Here is a 17,718-nt window from a genome sequence, read left to right as displayed (position 1 = left end):
GCGCAGCGGAGCTTGCGCTGACAAAAAGAGCGTCGTCCCGTCAACGGGGTACGACCCAGCCGCCATAGACAAGGATGTGACACCCATGAAGCCTAGCGCTTTAAGCGAGGGCCGCCGCGGCCCCGCACAAATCTGGAACAGCGCCCCGCAGTTGGCGCAAATCCCTGCAATTACCCCCTGCGCTCTGGTGCCACCCGGTGCACGCGTGGTGGTCATCGCCCCCCATCCGGGCGATGAGGTCTTGGCGTGTGGGGGTTTGCTGCAGCTGCTCAGCACCTTGGAGCACCCGCTCCTGCTGATTTCGATCACCGACGGCAGCGCCAGCCACCCAGGCTCTAACGCCTGGCCGGCGAGCCGCCTGAGTGTGATTCGCCCCCAGGAAAGCGCCGAAGCGCTGCGCCGCCTGGGCATGCCGTTGCACAGTTTGAAGTGGATTCGTGGCGGTTTTTGCGACGATGCGCTGGCCGCCCGTGAGCAGCCGATGAGCCAATTTATCGCGCGTTACCTGCAACCCGGCGATGTGGTGTTCACCACCTGGCGCAACGACGGCAATGACGACCATGATGCCGTTGGCCGTGCCAGCGCCAAGGCCTGCAGCCTGGTGGGCGCGCGGCTCTATGAACTGCCCATCTGGGCCTGGCATTGGCCGGTGCGCGAAGGCGCGCTCATCCCTTGGCAGCGAGCACGTAAGGTGCGCCTGGATACCTGGCGCATTGCACGCAAGCTTCACGCGGCCCACGCGTATGCGAGCCAACTGGTCGGCGACCCGGCCATCGGTTTGGCGCCGATGCTCGCCCAGGAGCTGCTGGAGCGGATGCGCGAGCCGTATGAAATCGTGTTCGCATAGGGCGCGAGGCTTATGTATCACACTGTGTACAGCACGGCCGGTGATACACAGCGTTTAACCCGGGGCACTTCCTGAAACATGCCCGATACAGCACAACGGTCAACTGAGCACCAGGCACACATCAGCCGCAGGAGGCTCGCCATGCGCACTCAGTTGACTCACCGTTTCAAACACCGCCCGCTCTTCCTGGCGTTTGCACTGTTGCAGTTGGGCGCCATGGGCCTGGCCCACGCCGAGATGCCCGAGCCGCAAACGCCGGCCAGCCATAGCCAAACGGCGTTCGGCGGGCTTAAACACATCAAGGCCGGCCTGCTCGATGTGGCCTACGCCGAGGTCGGCCCGGCCAACGGCCACGTGGTGATCCTGCTGCACGGCTGGCCCTACGACATCGACAGTTACGCCAACGTCGCGCCGCTGCTGGCAGCCAAAGGCTACCGAGTACTGATCCCGTACGCCCGCGGCTATGGCGACACGCATTTTCTGTCGGATAAAACCCTGCGCAACGGCGAGCCTGCGGCGCTGGCGCAGGATGTGATCGACTTCATGGACGCGCTGAAGATCAAGCAAGCGGTGCTGGGCGGCTACGACTGGGGCGCGCGCTCGGCGGATATCGTCTCGGCGCTGTGGCCGGAACGCGTGAAAGCGTTGGTCTCGGTAAGCGGCTATTTAATCGGCAATCAGGCCGCCGGCAAGAACCCTCTGCCCCCCAAAGCTGAATCGCAGTGGTGGTATCAGTTTTACTTTGCCACCGAGCGCGGCGCCGCCGGCTACCAGAAAAACACCCACGATTTTGCCAAGCTGATCTGGCAAACCGCCTCGCCGAAATGGGCATTTGACGACGCCACCTTCGAGCGCAGTGCCAAAGGCCTGGAAAACCCCAACCACGTTGCGATCACGGTCTTCAACTACCGCTGGCGCCTGGGCCTGGTGCAGGGCGAGGCACGCTACGACGCACTGGAACAAAAGCTCGCCCAGTCGCCCACCATCGGCGTACCGACCATCACCCTGGAAGGTGACGCCAACGGCGCCCCGCACCCTCAACCTGAGGACTACGCCAAGCGTTTCACCGGCAAGTATGAATTCCGCCTGATCAACGGCGGCATTGGCCACAACCTGCCGCAGGAAGCACCGGCGGCGTTCGCCAAGGCGATCGTCGATGCGGATCACCTGTAAGGTTTTCGCTACCGTCTTTACTCCATAGCGAGTCAGTGCGTGGCCTCCACGTCGTGCGCAGTGACGTTCATGGCTGCCTGCGCAGTGAACCGTTTACGAACGCGCGACAACGGGTAGGCAACTCCCAGCCAGATAAACCAGGCGGGCATCACACACAACGCCAGTCGCGTGTCCGGACGCAATGCGAGCAGGCACAACACAAAGCAATAAATGCCCATGTATTCGCGGGCGGCGTGGTGACCCGGTGGCCGGCACAGGGCGAAGGCGCTGTTGTGGCCTTCGCTGTACAGCGGCCTGACCCAGTGGCAAACCCTGATCAAATTGGCTTCGCTGATTATTCTTCCACCGATTGCCGAAGAGCTGATGATGCGCCACTACCTGCTGCGCCTGTTTCCCTACGAGCGCAGTGTGGCCTGGAAGTGGACGGCGGTGATTGTCACGTCCGCGCTGTTCGCCAGCGTGCATACCCAATATGACAGCTGGGACACTCTGGTCTTGATCTTCGTGGTCGGTTGCCTGTTCGCCTGGGCGAGGATCGCCAGTGGCGGTTTGCTGGTGCCTATCTTGCTGCACATGCTGGCCGAAGTGGTGGGGTCGAGCCTGGACTGGACTTGGACGTGGGCCGGGCTTTACGGCTCAGCCTAGCGACTATTCGGAGTGGGCGTAACACCCGATGTTCACGCCTGCTCCCCGCAATAAATGGCAAACACGCCCTCCCTTCGAATGTGAAAAATTCGTTAACAAATTCTCTCCCAAGGCTTTTTCCTACAGGCTCAATCTGCCAAACTGATGCGAATAATTATCAACATCTTTATTATTCGCCATGGACGGCGCTCGGGGAGAGTCCGTTCCATGGCTGTGCAAACACAATTCGGCAAGCGTTTTTCACCCAATCTGATCGCGATGGCGGTGTGTATCGCCACCTCACACACAGCCTTCGCCGCTGATGCGGAACAACCGCCAGCGGTGGTTGAGCTGGGCGCGACGCAAATCAACACCGAGCAACAACTTGGCACGACCACCGAGGGCAGCCAGTCCTACACCACCGGTTCGATGGCCACAGCGACCAAACTGCCCCTCACCCTGCGTGAAACCCCACAAGCTGTCACCGTGATTACGCGTCAGCGCATGGACGACCAGGCGATGACCAGCATCAACGACGTGGTCAGAGCGACGCCTGGCTTGTTTCTCAACTTCTCCGACGGCCCCGGTCGGCAGGGGTACACCGCGCGCGGTTTCAACATCGACAACCTGATGTATGACGGCATCCCAACCGGCTACAACGGTGTTGATGTGGGCGCCCAGCCGAACCTGGCGATGTTCGACCGCGTCGAGATCGTGCGCGGCGCCACGGGCCTGGTCACCGGTGCCGGCAACCCTTCGGCGGCCATCAACCTGATCCGCAAACGGCCACTGGATGAGCAGAAAGTCACCCTGACCGGCGCCGCCGGCAGCTGGGACGACTACCGTGGCGAGCTGGATGCCTCCAGCCCACTCAACGACAGTGGCACCTGGCGCGGCCGGGTCGTCACCTCCTACCGTGACGCGAACAGCTTCATCGACAAAGCCAAGGAAGATCACGGCCTGTTCTACGCTGTCACCGAAGCTGACCTGAGTGAAGACACGACGCTGACGCTCGGTTTTTCCAACCAGAAGGACAAGACCAATTACTTCTGGGGTGCTTCGATGGTCGGCCAGGATGGCCATCACCTGGACCTGCCGCGCGCCTACAACCCTGGCACGCGCTGGGAGAACAAGGACCAGGAGATCAACACCGTATTCGCCGAACTGCGCCAACGCCTGGCCAACGACTGGAGCCTGCAGGTCAACGCCAACTACGCCGAACAGAACGCGTTGTTCTCGGGCTCCTACCAGTCGCGCTGGGTCAACAACACACCGGCGCGCACGGTCTACCAGGCCGCCTACGATGAAAATCAGGCGGGCGTCGATGCCTTCGCCAGCGGCCCGTTCCAGGCGTTCGGGCGCACCCACGAACTGGTGGTAGGCGCCAGCAAGCGCATCTACGACATGACCACCCACAATTACAGCCCGTACGACATGAACTGGCCCCTCACGGCGGGCAAACCGGATTTCGTCCACACCAACAACCAGCGCGAAGTCACCACTCAAGAAGGCGTCTACGTGACCACCCGCCTGAGCCTGGCCGACCCGCTGAAGCTGATTCTCGGCGGGCGCCTGGACTGGTACGACTACGACAACCGGGATGGCGACGGCGACTACCATGTCACCCGCAACCTCACCCGCTACGCCGGCCTGATCTACGAACTGGACGAGCATCACTCGGTGTACGTCAGCTACAGCGACATTTTCACACCGCAGAGTGCAAAGGATGCGTCCGCCACCCCGCTCAAACCGATTGTCGGCAAAAACTATGAGGTTGGCATCAAGGGTGAATACCTCGGCGGCGCGCTGAATGCGAGCGTGGCGCTGTTCCGCGTCGACCAGGAAAACCGCGCCGTGAACGTGGTCGTGCCAAACTGCCCGCAAGCCTCGTGCAATGAAGCCTCCGGCGAGATTCGCAGCCAGGGTATCGACTTCGAACTGCAAGGCGCGCTCACCGAAAACTGGCAGGTCGGCGGTGGCTACACCTATGCGCGTACGCACACCATCAAGGATGACGCCAACCCGCAGTTGGTCAACAAACAGTTCGACACCGACACACCCGAGCATCTGTTCAAGTTGACCACCCGCTATAACTTCCAAGGCCCACTGGAAAAGCTCCGCGTTGGCGGCAACATTTCCTGGCAGAGCCGCCTGTACAACGACCTAAAAGTGGCGGATGGCAGCACGTACCGGCTACAACAGGGCAGCTACGCCGTCACCGACCTGATGGCCGGCTACCGGGTCAGCCAGCACCTGGACCTGCAGCTCAACGCCAACAATATCTTCGACCGTCGCTATTACTCGACCATCGCCAACTCGGTCAGCTACGGCGGCGATGCCTACGGCAACCCACGCAACATGATGCTCACCGCCAAGTACAGCTTCTGATCAACCTTGCAGCCTCGGCTATCCATTCGGATAGCCGTTCTTAAAGTCCCGCTCAGGAATGCCGATAACGCTATGGCGTCCCTGAATCTGAAAAAAATCGAACACCTGCTTCACTCCACGGGCGGCCCGCGTGGCACGCCGCATGCTTAGCAGTTACCGGATCGACCACATGGAGTAAGAGTGAATGCCGACCCGCACGCGTTTTTTCGAGCATTACCGCAAGGCTGACCGCATCATGTTGGCGCTGGTCTGGCTGATGTTTCTGTTCTCCGTAGGCCTGGCGTTCTGGCACGACACATTGCTGCAGGCCGTGATCATCGGCGGCGGCACCAGTGTGGTGCTGACGGCACTCTATCGCGCTCTCGGCGGCACCCGCCTGATGCGCTGCTTATTAGGTGCCGGCTTGATGGTGATGGCAGCCCTGCACATCAACCAGGCGCAGGGCGTGATCGAATCACACTTCGGCATTTTTGCGCTGCTGGCGGTGTTGACGTTCTACCGCGACTGGCTGCCGATCCTGGTTGCGGCAGCAACGATCGCCGTGCACCACGTGGTCTTCCATGCGCTACAACATCAAGGCTTCCCAGTGTTTGTGATGGCACACCACGGCGGCTGGAGCATGGTATTCGTCCACGCCTTCTACGTGGTGATGGAAACCATCGCCCTGCTCTACCTGGCCATTCACAGCCAGCGCGAAGCGGTCGAGAGCCAGGAAATGCTCGAGAAGATGCTCGCCGTGACCACCCAGCTCACCGTCGAAACCGCCCAAGGTGAAGGCAAGGTGCACGTGTCCCTGGCCAAGCGTTTTGACCACTTCCTGCAGCAAATCACCCACCTGATCGACGGCGTCGCCCGCGACTCCCACGGCCTCGGCCAACTCGGCCAGGAACTGGCCAGCGCCAGCGGCACCCTGGAAAAAGGGGCACGCCATCAGTTGGCCGAAATCACCCAAATGACCGGCTCGATGCAGCGCATGGAAGACGCCATGGGCCACATCACCGTGCACGTCGAACAGGCCGTCGAGCACGCAGGCCAGGCCAGTAAACAAATCGTGCGCGGCCAGGAAAGCGTCGGCCGCGCCCAGCATGAAATCAGCCAATTGGCCTCACGCATCAACGGCACTAACGAAACCGTGCAAGGCCTGGCGGTGCAGGCGGAACAGATCGGTTCGGTACTCGAAGTGATCAGCAGCATCGCCAACCAGACCAACCTGCTCGCCCTCAACGCCGCCATCGAAGCCGCCCGCGCCGGCGAACAAGGCCGAGGCTTTGCCGTGGTCGCCGACGAAGTGCGCAGCCTGGCCCAGCGTACGGCGGTCTCCACCCAGGAAATCAAACAAATCATCGAAGGCTTGCAGCACGGCAGCCGTCAAGCCGTCGAGGCCATGCACGACAGCCAGCAAGGCGTGGAGCGTTGCGTGCAAGACAGCCAAGTGGCAGTGGAAATGCTGCAGGCGGTGGGCGCCGATATTGCGCACATCGACGCGTTGAATGGGCGGATTGTGACGACCACCCGCGAGCAATCCACGGCGAACCTGGAGATCGTCGGGCGGTTGCAGTCAGTACAGAGCATTGCGCAAAGCACGGCAGATGATGTGGAGACGCTGGCGCGCAGCAGCGAGCGGTTACCGCCGATTGCAGTGCGGTTGGATGCGTTGGGGAGGCGGTTTCATCAGTGAGCCCTAAGTCGGAGAGTTCTGCGATCCCACTACTTTCCTACTCGTGGTTTTGTGCTGGTGCAGTCTTCCAAATGAAGTCATATGCCAACATAGACAGCCTTCACATGTACACGCAGCACTGGATTGAACGACTTAAACACTAGGAAGAAAGGCATGTCAGAATTAGCTAAACGAGAAGAAAATGGCAAAAAGGGTGAACGAAGAACGGACGCAATTTTATTAGATAGATTTTGGGTATTACAGCGGTCGGTTGACGTCGACGGCGCCGATTTTCTTGTTCAAACGCAGTCAAACACACTGCAGGAATTACGCAAAAATTCGAGACAAATTCAAGTCCTAGGAATTATACAAGCAAAATTTTTTGAAGGCAGCAACGAAGTAAAAATCCACAAGAGATATGTATTAGACAATGCCGAACCTAGATCAGATTTTTTCTGCCTAATTCACACAGATGACGCCGAAGGTGAAAGTGTCCATTTTTTCCTTTCCGCACACGACATTTTAAGCACGTTAAAAGAAACTGACTGCGGAAACTACTATTCTTTCAGAGTGACAAAAAACCTGCCATTCATACAATATAAAAATTTAAAAAAATCTGCTATTTTAGATAAAATCGAAAGCGGGATCGCAAATGCAGAGGCCCAGCGCAATAGGGATTTTACGCAACGTTTATTCTCAGCCCACTTTAACGCAACCCTCCATTTCGATGACGCGCCAGACTTTAAATATTACTTAAAATACCTAGACGGTGTAAAAGTAGTGCTATGTGAAAATCAGAAAACCCATCAAAAATATTTATTAGATACACGCCGGGATCTTTTCGAAAACCAAGGCTCCTATGACTGGGGAAGCGGGGGCACTGGCAGTAAGTTCCTGACTGCTTGCATTGTCGCGCATCATCTAAATGGCGCGCCTCCCTCTCCCGTTCAAACAAGGTCCGCACTTGAAAATTTAATTTCAACGCTTACACCCGGCGCCGAACACACCATTACAACAAAGACGCTAGAGGCTGCGCTAGCGAAAGGCGTCAACGCCACAAAAGGACTTCTTGAAAAGGCAAAATTCCACCTGCCTAAACACAACTTATACAACCGCGAAATGTTCATCATCATCAGAAGAACAAATGAAAAACTAGAGGTGCAAGAACCCTTCGGAGAAAAACTTACCATCACATTAAAAGATCAAGAAATCATCTCAGCTCTGGATATTTTTCTACCGCTCTCACGCAACAGTATTGATGTATTTAAGCCCGACTTACTGATCGGCGCTTACGTCACGAGAGACACTAACAACGCCATCATTAAAATACACTCGTTAGGCCCACTTTTATATGACAACTAACTGGCAAGGCAGTTAGAAACTGCGGGCGCGAAGTTCTTGCTGACAACATTACGTTCATCGCGCCAACTTCTTCGTATAAAGACGGCATGTCTCCCCTGGTCGTGATCTGTAACAGCGAGACTAATAGTTATTCTCGCGAAGCGACAACGGCGATTCCACCAAGCGTTGCTCTTCCTATTTCAGCTTTCGTTTCAATCGCCGCAGATTATTGTTAACGATTAACTTGTGCACCTGGCCGACCGGCACCATGTAGGCGCGGCCAAACGCGTTATGGGTGACCACCGATGAAGTGACCGTGAACACACGCTCGCTGATCGACAGGCAAATCATCACATCCAGGTGCCGGTCGCGCTCGGTCAGCACCAGCCTGTCGGGGGCGCTGTGTTCTACCAGAAAGAAGTCCAGGTGCTCGCCCACTTGCACGCTGTCTCGGCGGGTGCCGGAAAACCCGCCGATGCGCTTTATGCCAAACAATGCGGAAATCGCGTCCCGAATTCGGAACGCCAGCTGCAACAACGGCCCCGGTTCGGCGGTCATGATGTTCCAGGCTTCAAGCGCGGTGACTTCAGACGGCAGCAGGGTTGACCGGCAGTCGTAGTAATCCAGTTCAGACGGTGCGCGCAGGGTGTGAGCAATAGGGGTGGTCACCAAACATTCTCTCCTTGGCCAGATGCCTTACAAATGATTTCGACGGCTAACAATCAGCTACTCTCCTGCGCAGGTATTTCCCACCTCGCAACTCATAATTTCTTACGCACGATAGGGCTTTATCCATGACTGGCTGGGACGCTTTTTATGCTGATGCCGAACGTCGAGGCCCCTCGCCACTTTTATCCCGGGCCATAAAACTCATGGCAAACCACACCGACAACCGCCAAGCCATTGACCTGGGATGCGGCGCGGGAATGGAAGCGCAGCAACTGATGCAGTCGGGCTGGGATGTGCTGGCTGTCGATAACGCGCCTGAGGCCATTACCCGAACCCGTGCGAACTGTTCAGGGCCATCTGTGGGCGTGCTGACAACCTGCCTATCCGATTTCGAACACTTGCCTGATTTACCCCGAGCTGGCCTGATCCATGCCGGCCTGGCCCTGCCCTTTTGCCGCCCAACACATTTCAAGCAGCTTTGGGATCAAGTGCTGCAGGCTCTGGAACCGGGCGGAGTATTTGTCGGGCATTTTTTTGGTCTCCAGCATAGCTGGGCAACGCGTACGCACATGACTTTCCACACCGAGCAGGCCGTACGCGATATGTGCGACGGTTTGGAGGTTGCGCTGCTTCGTGAGTCGCAGACATCAACCCAAACCCCTTGCGGATCACTGGACTGGCACCGCTTCGATTTGATCGCTCGCAAGCCCTCTCACCCTTAGAAACAGGCGAGCATTATTATTGTGGCGAGCGGGCTTTGCTGACTCACTCCAGTTCCCGCATCAGGCCACGCCCCCTTGCACCGTCCGATTTGCTCGCCGCCTTCCTGCAACATCGACACGATGCTGCAGCTGTACCGCCAAGAACCTTGCTGAACAGGGTCCGCAAACTCGGGCAAGGGCTGAGGGTTCCGGCTAGCCGGATAGAATCACTTGAAATGGTCGTAGGCATCAACAATGTAAGCCAACTCTCTGCCGGGCGCTTTCAATTCGGCTTCACGTACGGCCAAGTGAGCCTCACTGATCTTGAATGGCATTTCTGCGAGCGCTTTGAATTTGAGTTTGGTCAACGACTCGAGTACCTCCGCAGCGCCAGTAACAATGGTTCTCAGGTTGCTGGTCGAGAATTTCGTTTTCTGGATTTTCATGTATTGCTGGTACTCATCCAGAAGGCACAGAACCTCATCCTTAAGGTGATCGGGGTTCATGTCCTTGCGTTCGGAGGTTTTGTTCATCCAGTGTTTCAGACGCCTGAATTTGATCTTCGCTTCCTCATCATTTCGCCAATCGACTATCGCTTCCCATGGAGTGTCGAGGCCGGGTTGAGGAACATTGGCAAGCAGCAGATCAAGAACTAGATTTTGGTTGCCTTGGGACGCAGCCTTGGATTGCTGTTGTTTCAGGGATCTGCTGTCAAGGATGATGGGGATGTTATGCAACGAGTTGCGGATTCCGGAGATTCCCAATTCAGGCGTCGCTTCCATGAACAATTCGCGACGGGTCATTTCCGAGAGCGTTTCTTCGAACGAACCTTTCCCCGGCTGAAAGTAATGCGTGCTATGTGCTGTCCTGATGACCCATACCGGGAGGTTGCGGTCAAAATCTTCCATCTCGAACCCTGACGATATTGGTTCTTGCGCTGGAGCATCCAGAACACCATTTTTGAACAGGTAGTCGAGATCGACTGAGACGCGGCGAATTTGATCTTCGTTGTAGTAGGCGACTGACAAGGGAAAGCGCGCACGTTTCGCACGGGGAATGCTGGTCAGGAACACTAGGGCTATCTTGTCGACCATCAAGGCGGATTTCTTCAGGCTTTCCAGCGAGGCCTCTCCAACAAAGGGCAGCAAAGCGGTTCCAGCGTTGTCCATGAGCACATTCCAAGCAAGTAATGGAGCAGGATGTAAACCCGACATCCCGTCAGGTCCGTGAGTCGCCAGGCAGAATGCCAATACTGCCACACCTATTCAACCCGCCCCGCCTGCCTCGCCGGCACCACATTCGCGTTCGAGGTCGCTGCCAGATCCTCCTGCTGAAACCGCGATGTGGGCGCACGATCACTCTTTAGAGCATCATCGGTGCCCGTCCGGGCAACGCTTGGCTGATTAGCGCCAACATCGATAGACGGCGATCGAACATCCACCCAATGATCAAGATAATCAGCAAGGACGTCGCACTGAAAACCGACAGCCTGGGGCCACTTGCCTTTAACGAGCACTAATCTCCTGCACCCTCCCCATCGCATGCATCGGGAAAGTTAAATCAGCACTCTCCCACCTTATTAGCACTGCGCATGAAATCAACAAACGCACGCAGCTTGCCGGGCATGTGTTTACGATGGGGGTAGTAAAGATGAAACGCATCGTCCATGCCGCTGTGCTGCTTCAATATCTGACTAAGCGTACCGTTTTCTAACGCTTGCTTCGCGAAGTCCTCGAAAACGAAACCAATGCCTTGGCCTTGTATTGCCGCATCAAGGACGGATCTCATTTCGTCAAAAATAAAACGCCCTTGAACATCGATTTGAACCATTTGCCCGCCATCGTCGAACTTCCATTCAAAGAATCTTCCGCCAACTGAATACCGCTGACGAATGCAGTTGTGCTTCAGCAGTTGCTCCAGCGTCTGTGGCTCAACCCGCGTGCTGAAGTAATCAGGCGCAGCCACCACAATTCTTTTTTGTGCCGCTCCCAGTTGTACCGCGACCATGTCGTTTTGCACTCTTTTGCCCATGCGCATGCCGATATCGAAACCGGCATTAACGATATCGCCAAGTTGGTTATCCAGTGATACCTCGACATTAATCAGCGGGAATTTTTCCATAAAGGCGGTTAGATGCGGTTCGATCAAGATGCGGTATGCAACGTACGAAGAGTTGAGGCGCACTGTGCCCGATGGTTGATCAGTCGCGAGCAAGACTTGTGACAAGGAGTCTCTAATCAAAGCAAGCGCAGGTGCTAATGCTGCGTTCAATGACGCGCCGGCCTCGGTCAGGCTGACACTGCGTGTTGTTCGATTGAATAGCCGCACATTGAGTTGCGCTTCTACACTTTTGATCGTGCGTGATACCGCCGTTGGCGTGACACCGATTTCTGCGGCGGCGCGAGCGAAGTTCAAATGTCTGGCGGCAGCCTCGAAGGTTAAAAGACCGGGGAAATGCACCGGCGGCAAAGGAAGTGAACCCTCTATGCCCTCAGCGCGCGTCGGGCTCTGCATTATGACTTTTTTGATCATACTGTATCCACGCCTATGACTATTTACGTCATTATTATTGACCTCCATAGTTGATACAGCAAGGCGTTTCCTCCGGCAGAACAGTTATCACTAGGAATCACAATGGCACTCAACAACCCATCAACGGATCTTTTCACTCCAATAACTTTAGGCGCCTTATCTCTGGCTAACCGTATTGTCATGGCCCCGTTAACGCGCAGCCGCATGGGGCCAGAAGGCGTACCCAACGAAATGCACGCCCGCTACTACGCACAACGTGCCAGCGCCGGTCTGATCATTAGTGAAGCGACCAATATTTCCGAGCAAGCGCGGGGGTATGCATTGACGCCAGGCATCTGGACTGAAGCGCACGTAGCAGGCTGGAAACGGGTAACAGATGCGGTGCATGCCGCGGGTGGACTTATTGTTTGCCAACTGTGGCATGTGGGGCGCTTCTCGCATGTGGACCTGCAGCCCGATGGCACGGCACCGGTAGCGCCCTCGGCGATTAAAGCCGAAGGCCAGACCTTCACGGAAAAGGGAATGATGGACGTCTCCATGCCGCGAGCGCTGGAAACATCCGAGATCCCAGACATTATCGAGCAGTACCGACACGCCGCCGCATGCGCAAAACGCGCCGGCTTTGATGGTGTTGAAGTGCACTCTGCCAATAGCTATTTGCTCGATCAGTTCCTGCGCGACTCTACCAATCAGCGAACCGACCACTATGGGGGTTCGATTGAGAATCGCACACGACTCACGCTGGAAGTAACCGCCGCAGTCGTCGAGATCTGGGGTCATGACCGCGTTGGCATTCGCCTCTCTCCCGTGACGCCAGATGCCGGCAACACGCCCTTGGACAGCCAGGTAATGCACACTTATGGCTATCTGATTGAGCAACTGAATCGCTTCCAGCTCGCCTATATGCATTTTGTCGAGGGCGCTACCGCTACGTCACGCACTGTTCCCGAGAACGTAGATCTCGATGCGTTACGTGCACGGTTCAAAGGCCCCTACATCGGCAACAACAATTACGACATCGAACTGGCCGTTACCCGCCGTGCTGAAGACAAGGTCGATGCAGTGGCTTTTGGTCGCCCGTTTATTGCCAATCCGGATTTGGTGCGTCGATTAAAAGAAGGTGCAGAACTCGCTGTTGCGCCACGCGAAACCTATTACGGTAACGGCGCAAAGGGTTACACCGATTGGCCTACGCTCGCTGGATAAGCCAACTGGGTAACACTTCAAAAGTGAGACCTTGGGCCCCAGCGGATGGACGCCGGGGTTGATCTTAGTGCCAGCCAAAAGTGGCCGTTTTTTTAACATGACTCGAATTAACAACCAGGAATACAAACATGAACAAACCTACTTATGTGCCGGAATATCAAGCCATCGTCGAGGTACTGAACAAATATAACGAAGGCTGCAAGCAGGCCAAAAGCAGCATCATGAAGCCAGCTTTCAGTGAGCAAGCAACGATGTTTAGCGTCGATGGCGACGGTAAGTTGACCGGTGGCCCGATTCAGACATTGTTCGATGGTATTGACAGCGCGTTCCGCCCTTCTCCTGAAGCTCAAGGTGTAATCGTCAAAATCGACATCGTAGGCACCGCTGCCAGCGCGCGCATCGACACCAATGACGTATCGGGCTTTTGCTTTACAGATTTCTTCAACCTGCTGAAAGTCGATGGCAAGTGGACAGTCGTCAACAAGATCTTCCACACCCACGTCGCACCTTGAATATCTGCCTTCCTTGAGCACACGGCAGATGAGGCTTTCAACCTCATCTGTCGGGCTTTTTTTTGCAGCCGAGCGGCGCTGCAACTGTGCGTCCGGCACACCGTCTGAAATCCGCTGACGTCGATCGCCTGACGGCAGGCGTAGCAAAGTAATAGAACAGGCCGCTATTTAATGACGCACACACTCAGGCGATAAAAAGGAAACAGCATGAAACCTCTCACCTCCGCTTTCGCCCTTTCCGTCGTGGCCCTGTCGCTTGGTAGCGCCGCTGCAGCCGAACGGCCCGGCGTCGAGCACAACGTAGCAAAATTCTTGCAGTCCCTTGAGGGCGGCCAGACGCTCGACAGCATGTCGCCGACCGATGCCCGCGCCGCGCTGGCGGGTGCCCAGGCCGCCTCCAACGTGGCCTTGCCGGCAGCTGAGGTCAGCGAAAAGACGATTCGTGTCAATGACAGCGACCTGAAACTGACCATCGTGCGCCCGGCCGGCAGCCAACAGAAGACCCTGCCCGCGTTCATGTACTTCCACGGTGGCGGCTGGGTGCTGGGCGACTTCCCAACACACGAACGGCTGGTGCGTGACCTGGTGGCGGGCTCTGGCGCGGTGGCGGTGTTCGTTAACTACAGCCTGTCGCCTGAGGCGGGATACGGCGTTGCCATCGAGCAAGCCTATGCCGCAACCAAATGGGTGGCCGAGCATGGCCATGAGCTCAACGTCGACGGCAAGCGCCTGGCCGTAGCGGGTAACAGCGCAGGTGGCAACCTGGCCGCAGCTGTTGCCCTGATGGCGAACGAGAAAGGCTCACCTGCACTGCGTTCGCAACTATTGCTGTGCCCGGTAACCGATGCAAACTTCGACACGCCGTCGTACCAGGAGTTTGCCAACGGCTACTTCCTGACCAAAGACCTCATGGTGTGGTTCTGGGACAACTACACAACCGACGTCGAGGCACGCAAGCAGATTTACGCATCGCCGCTGCAGGCGACGCCCGAGCAGTTGAAAGGCTTGCCGCCGACGTTGATCCAGACTGCTGAATTCGATGTCCTGCGCGATGAAGCCGAAGCTTACGGCCGCAAGCTCGACGCTGCGGGTGTGCAGGTGAAGTCGGTGCGCTACAACGGCATGATTCACGATTTTGGGCTATCGAACGCGTTCAACCATCTGCCGGCAGTGCAAAGCGCGATCGCGCAAGCATCGCAAGAACTCAAGACGAACCTAAGCCAGTCATTGCAAAAACAATGAGCCCGCAGGTCACGGCAACGCTGCGGCATTCATGACAAAAAACACGCCACTCATTTCATCGCGAGGCTACAGCGGCACAAAGTGTCTCGCGATGTCACTGCGTTTTTTTGCAGCTGAACATTAATCAGCACATGCAACCCTTAATTAGGAACAACTAAATGAAAACGACTGTTCTCAGGGCGTTAGTTTTCGTGGCAATGGTGACGGGCCTAAGCGTGACTGCTCAAGCAGAAGAACTACCGCGCGATCAACACGCTGTCAGTAGTAAAGCCATGAACAACCCTGCCTATGTACAAGAATACCAAGCCATCACCGAAGTGCTAAGCACGTACATCGAGGGCTGCAAGCAAGCCAAGAGCAGCATCATGAAGCCCGCATTCAGCAAGAATGCAACGATGTACGGCGTCGGCGCCGATGGCCAGTTGGTAGGCGGCCCGATTCAAAGCCTCTTCGATGGGGTCGACAAGGATTTCCGACCCTCTCCTAACGCACAGGCCGCTATCACCAGCATCGAGATCGTGGGTACCGCGGCGAGTGCTCGCATCGACGCCAACGACATGTCTGGTATTTCCTTCACAGACTTCTTTCATCTGCTGAAGGTCGATGGCAAGTGGACTGTGGTCAGCAAGATTTACTACACACATCCAAATCATTAAATCCTCAATCAGCGCGCTCAATGCACAAGCACATCTAAAAGATCACATCAGGTTCCCACCGTAGCGCAGCTTAAACTGACGCATGAATTGGGAACCCATAGCCTCGCCAGCGAACCCAGATAAGCTGACGCGTGCAGGGGCGGAGTTATTCGAGATTGATGAATACGACCAGCCGTTCGTAGCGGGATGCTCAGCATGGCTGGCCTGCAAACTGATTACTGAGGCGCATGGTCAGATACCCGTGTATTCAAGAATGGGCATTGGCAACTCGAAAACTGGCTTTGTAAATGGGTGTGGTTAATCTCCGTTTTTGGCCAAAAGCGGACGTTTGCCTCGCTAAAGCCAACGTCTGACCTGGCTGCAGTATCGCGTGAATTCTCTCCCGAAAAGACTGGCAAGGGCCCGCTCCTCCGGCCCGATCTGAAAGATGTTCATGTACATCACGAAGCCCAGCACACCTAGGAGTGCCGGTGGCCAGGCGAGAAAGATTGACCAGGCTATCAGGACTGTGGCGAAGCCTAAGTACATGGGGTTGCGTGTATATCTGTAGACGCCCGAGCTGACCAGAGCCGAAGCCGTTTCCGGCTTCAGCGGGTTGACCGTGGTGCGAGCCCTGCGAAAGGACAGCACGCCGGCTAGACAAATAGCTACGCCTGCTAGCAACACCACCAGCGCCAGGCGAGTGCGCCACTCGATAGTCAGCTCCATGGCACCCGGTAAGTATCGAGCAGCGAACCCCATCAATAAGCCGAAAAGGGTAGCAACCAGCGGCGGAGGGATGCGGTTGTCCATCATGAATTCCTATTAAATACGGGCGTGCTACCAGAGTGAGGGTTATAGCCACTATAGGGTCAAGCACCAGGAGCACGATGGAGACTGCGGGGCAGCTAGCCCGTATCACCCAGATCAAGGCCGCGATCAACCGCTACTACAATCAGTGAATCGCTGCGGATAGTGAGCGACCGCCTCTGGCCGACTGCTGCCTCTCACGAAGGTCTGCAATCGGCCAAAAAAGGAAAAACAGCTTTCCCCCCAAGAGTTAGCCGTAGTGGCGGTGCTGGAAAAGATCTATTCACTTGCGGAGGGGCCTGAGGAGTTGCTGGGCGACATAACCGGTGAGCCGTGAACAGACACCAGGATTAAGTCGATGAGAACCATGGTGATAGGCGCAAGCAAAGGCTGGAACACAGAGGAACACGGCATGACCCGAAACGAACTCGCCGACCTTTACCGAGGCTATATCGACTGCCTCAACCATCAGGATTGGCAACACCTCGGCGACTTCGTCCACCCGCAGGTGACCTATAACGGCACCCGCGTCGGCCTGGCAGGCTACCGCGCGATGCTGGAACGGGACTTTCGCGAAATTCCCGACCTGGTGTTCCGCATCCAACTGCTGGTCGCCGACCCGCCCACGGTAGCCAGCCGGTTGAATTTCAACGTGAGCCCACGAGGGGAATTCTTCGGGCTGCCGATCAACGGCAGGAGGGTTTCCTTCGATGAAAACGTATTCTATGAAGTCGTCGACGGGAAAATCGCGCACGTCTGGTCGGTGATTGATAAGGCGGCGATTGAACAACAGCTTTGATTGATAAAAACCGTGGAGAGCCGAGATGAACAACAAAAACACTCTATGCCTCTGGTACAACGGCACCGCCCTGGAAGCCGCGACGTTCTATGCCAAGACCTTCCCGGACAGCGCCGTGAAAGCCGTACACCACGCGCCGGGCGACTACCCGGCCGGTAAACAGGGCGACGTGTTGACCGTCGAGTTCACTGTTCTGGGCATCCCCTGCCTGGGCCTCAACGGTGGGCCTGCATTCGCGCACACTGAAGCGTTTTCCTTCCAGGTGGCAACGGACGATCAGGCCGAAACCGACCGTTATTGGCACGCCATCATCGACAACGGTGGCCAGGCCAGTGCGTGTGGCTGGTGCAAGGACAAGTGGGGGTTATCGTGGCAGATCTCTCCGCGCGTGCTGACCGAGGCGGTAACCCACCCCGACCCGGTCATCGCCAAGCGCGCCTTTGACGCGATGATGACCATGACCAAAATCGACGTGGCCGCCATCGAAGCCGCCGTGGCCGGGGACTGACTTGTGTGGCGAGCGGCTTGGTGTGGCGAGCCAACTCCCACACCCGACCGCGTTCTGGCATCCTGACACCCCAA

The 17,718-nt window shown here is 56.7% G+C and carries 18 protein-coding genes; 13 read left to right on the top strand and 5 right to left on the bottom strand.

What is annotated here, in order from left to right; genetic code table 11:
* Nucleotides 1–85: 85 nt before the first annotated feature.
* Nucleotides 86–847 (top strand): PIG-L deacetylase family protein, encoded by a 762-nt coding sequence (locus tag ACA065_RS13980; RefSeq protein ID WP_497695014.1) that lies wholly within the window; start codon nt 86–88, stop codon nt 845–847.
* 141 nt (nt 848–988) lie between these two features.
* Complete coding sequence (locus ACA065_RS13975) at nt 989–2,020, top strand: alpha/beta fold hydrolase (RefSeq protein ID WP_497695013.1); 1,032 nt, start codon at nt 989–991, stop codon at nt 2,018–2,020.
* 32 nt (nt 2,021–2,052) lie between these two features.
* Here ACA065_RS13975 and ACA065_RS13970 read toward each other — a convergent pair whose 3' ends face one another.
* Nucleotides 2,053–2,238, bottom strand: coding sequence for a hypothetical protein (locus ACA065_RS13970; protein WP_497695450.1), 186 nt, complete (start codon nt 2,236–2,238; stop codon nt 2,053–2,055).
* A 52-nt stretch (nt 2,239–2,290) separates the two neighbouring features.
* Between ACA065_RS13970 and ACA065_RS13965 the strand changes: the two genes are divergently transcribed.
* From ACA065_RS13965 to ACA065_RS13950, 4 genes are all read left to right on the top strand, one after another.
* Entirely contained in the window at nt 2,291–2,665 is a 375-nt protein-coding gene (locus ACA065_RS13965; RefSeq protein ID WP_497695012.1) for a CPBP family intramembrane glutamic endopeptidase, read from the top strand.
* 207 nt (nt 2,666–2,872) lie between these two features.
* Nucleotides 2,873–5,032, top strand: coding sequence for a TonB-dependent siderophore receptor (locus tag ACA065_RS13960; protein ID WP_497695011.1), 2,160 nt, complete (start codon nt 2,873–2,875; stop codon nt 5,030–5,032).
* Between the two features lie 184 nt (nt 5,033–5,216).
* A complete protein-coding gene (locus tag ACA065_RS13955; protein ID WP_497695010.1) occupies nt 5,217–6,710 on the top strand; it encodes a methyl-accepting chemotaxis protein in 1,494 nt (497 codons plus the stop codon).
* A gap of 153 nt (nt 6,711–6,863) precedes the next feature.
* Nucleotides 6,864–8,051, top strand: a complete 1,188-nt coding sequence (locus ACA065_RS13950) for a hypothetical protein (protein ID WP_497695009.1) — start codon at nt 6,864–6,866, stop codon at nt 8,049–8,051.
* Between the two features lie 174 nt (nt 8,052–8,225).
* Here the strand turns inward: ACA065_RS13950 and ACA065_RS13945 are convergent, their stop codons facing one another.
* The gene (locus ACA065_RS13945; protein ID WP_497695008.1) at nt 8,226–8,702 is read right to left on the bottom strand and encodes a DUF2867 domain-containing protein; all 477 of its coding nucleotides are present in this window, start codon (nt 8,700–8,702) and stop codon (nt 8,226–8,228) included.
* A 122-nt stretch (nt 8,703–8,824) separates the two neighbouring features.
* Between ACA065_RS13945 and ACA065_RS13940 the strand changes: the two genes are divergently transcribed.
* On the top strand, nt 8,825–9,421 hold the full coding sequence (locus ACA065_RS13940; protein ID WP_497695007.1) for a class I SAM-dependent methyltransferase: 597 nt from the start codon (nt 8,825–8,827) through the stop codon (nt 9,419–9,421).
* 206 nt (nt 9,422–9,627) lie between these two features.
* Here the strand turns inward: ACA065_RS13940 and ACA065_RS13935 are convergent, their stop codons facing one another.
* Nucleotides 9,628–10,569, bottom strand: coding sequence for a hypothetical protein (locus tag ACA065_RS13935; RefSeq protein WP_497695006.1), 942 nt, complete (start codon nt 10,567–10,569; stop codon nt 9,628–9,630).
* 391 nt (nt 10,570–10,960) lie between these two features.
* Nucleotides 10,961–11,932, bottom strand: coding sequence for a LysR family transcriptional regulator (locus ACA065_RS13930; RefSeq protein ID WP_497695005.1), 972 nt, complete (start codon nt 11,930–11,932; stop codon nt 10,961–10,963).
* Nucleotides 11,933–12,034: 102 nt separating this feature from the next.
* On the opposite strand from ACA065_RS13930, the gene ACA065_RS13925 reads away from it, so the two are divergent.
* From ACA065_RS13925 to ACA065_RS13910, 4 genes are all read left to right on the top strand, one after another.
* Nucleotides 12,035–13,138, top strand: a complete 1,104-nt coding sequence (locus tag ACA065_RS13925; protein ID WP_497695004.1) for an alkene reductase — start codon at nt 12,035–12,037, stop codon at nt 13,136–13,138.
* A 128-nt stretch (nt 13,139–13,266) separates the two neighbouring features.
* On the top strand, nt 13,267–13,650 hold the full coding sequence (locus ACA065_RS13920) for a nuclear transport factor 2 family protein (RefSeq protein WP_497695003.1): 384 nt from the start codon (nt 13,267–13,269) through the stop codon (nt 13,648–13,650).
* Between the two features lie 207 nt (nt 13,651–13,857).
* Nucleotides 13,858–14,892: an alpha/beta hydrolase gene (locus ACA065_RS13915; RefSeq protein ID WP_497695002.1), complete on the top strand. Its 1,035-nt coding sequence runs from the start codon at nt 13,858–13,860 to the stop codon at nt 14,890–14,892.
* Between the two features lie 272 nt (nt 14,893–15,164).
* The gene (locus ACA065_RS13910) at nt 15,165–15,548 is read left to right on the top strand and encodes a nuclear transport factor 2 family protein (protein WP_497695348.1); all 384 of its coding nucleotides are present in this window, start codon (nt 15,165–15,167) and stop codon (nt 15,546–15,548) included.
* Between the two features lie 336 nt (nt 15,549–15,884).
* On the opposite strand, the gene ACA065_RS13905 is transcribed toward ACA065_RS13910, so the two are convergent.
* Nucleotides 15,885–16,340, bottom strand: a complete 456-nt coding sequence (locus ACA065_RS13905; protein WP_497695001.1) for a methyltransferase family protein — start codon at nt 16,338–16,340, stop codon at nt 15,885–15,887.
* A gap of 409 nt (nt 16,341–16,749) precedes the next feature.
* Here ACA065_RS13905 and ACA065_RS13900 point away from each other — a divergent pair, with 409 nt between their 5' ends.
* Complete coding sequence (locus tag ACA065_RS13900; protein WP_497695000.1) at nt 16,750–17,136, top strand: ester cyclase; 387 nt, start codon at nt 16,750–16,752, stop codon at nt 17,134–17,136.
* Between the two features lie 25 nt (nt 17,137–17,161).
* Nucleotides 17,162–17,644 (top strand): VOC family protein, encoded by a 483-nt coding sequence (locus ACA065_RS13895; protein ID WP_497694999.1) that lies wholly within the window; start codon nt 17,162–17,164, stop codon nt 17,642–17,644.
* Nucleotides 17,645–17,718: the final 74 nt, after the last annotated feature.

The sequence above is a fragment of the Pseudomonas sp. LBUM1640 genome, assembly GCF_059716225.1.
The sequence above is the reverse complement of the archived record's forward strand: the minus strand, read 5'-3'. Positions and strand labels throughout refer to the sequence as shown.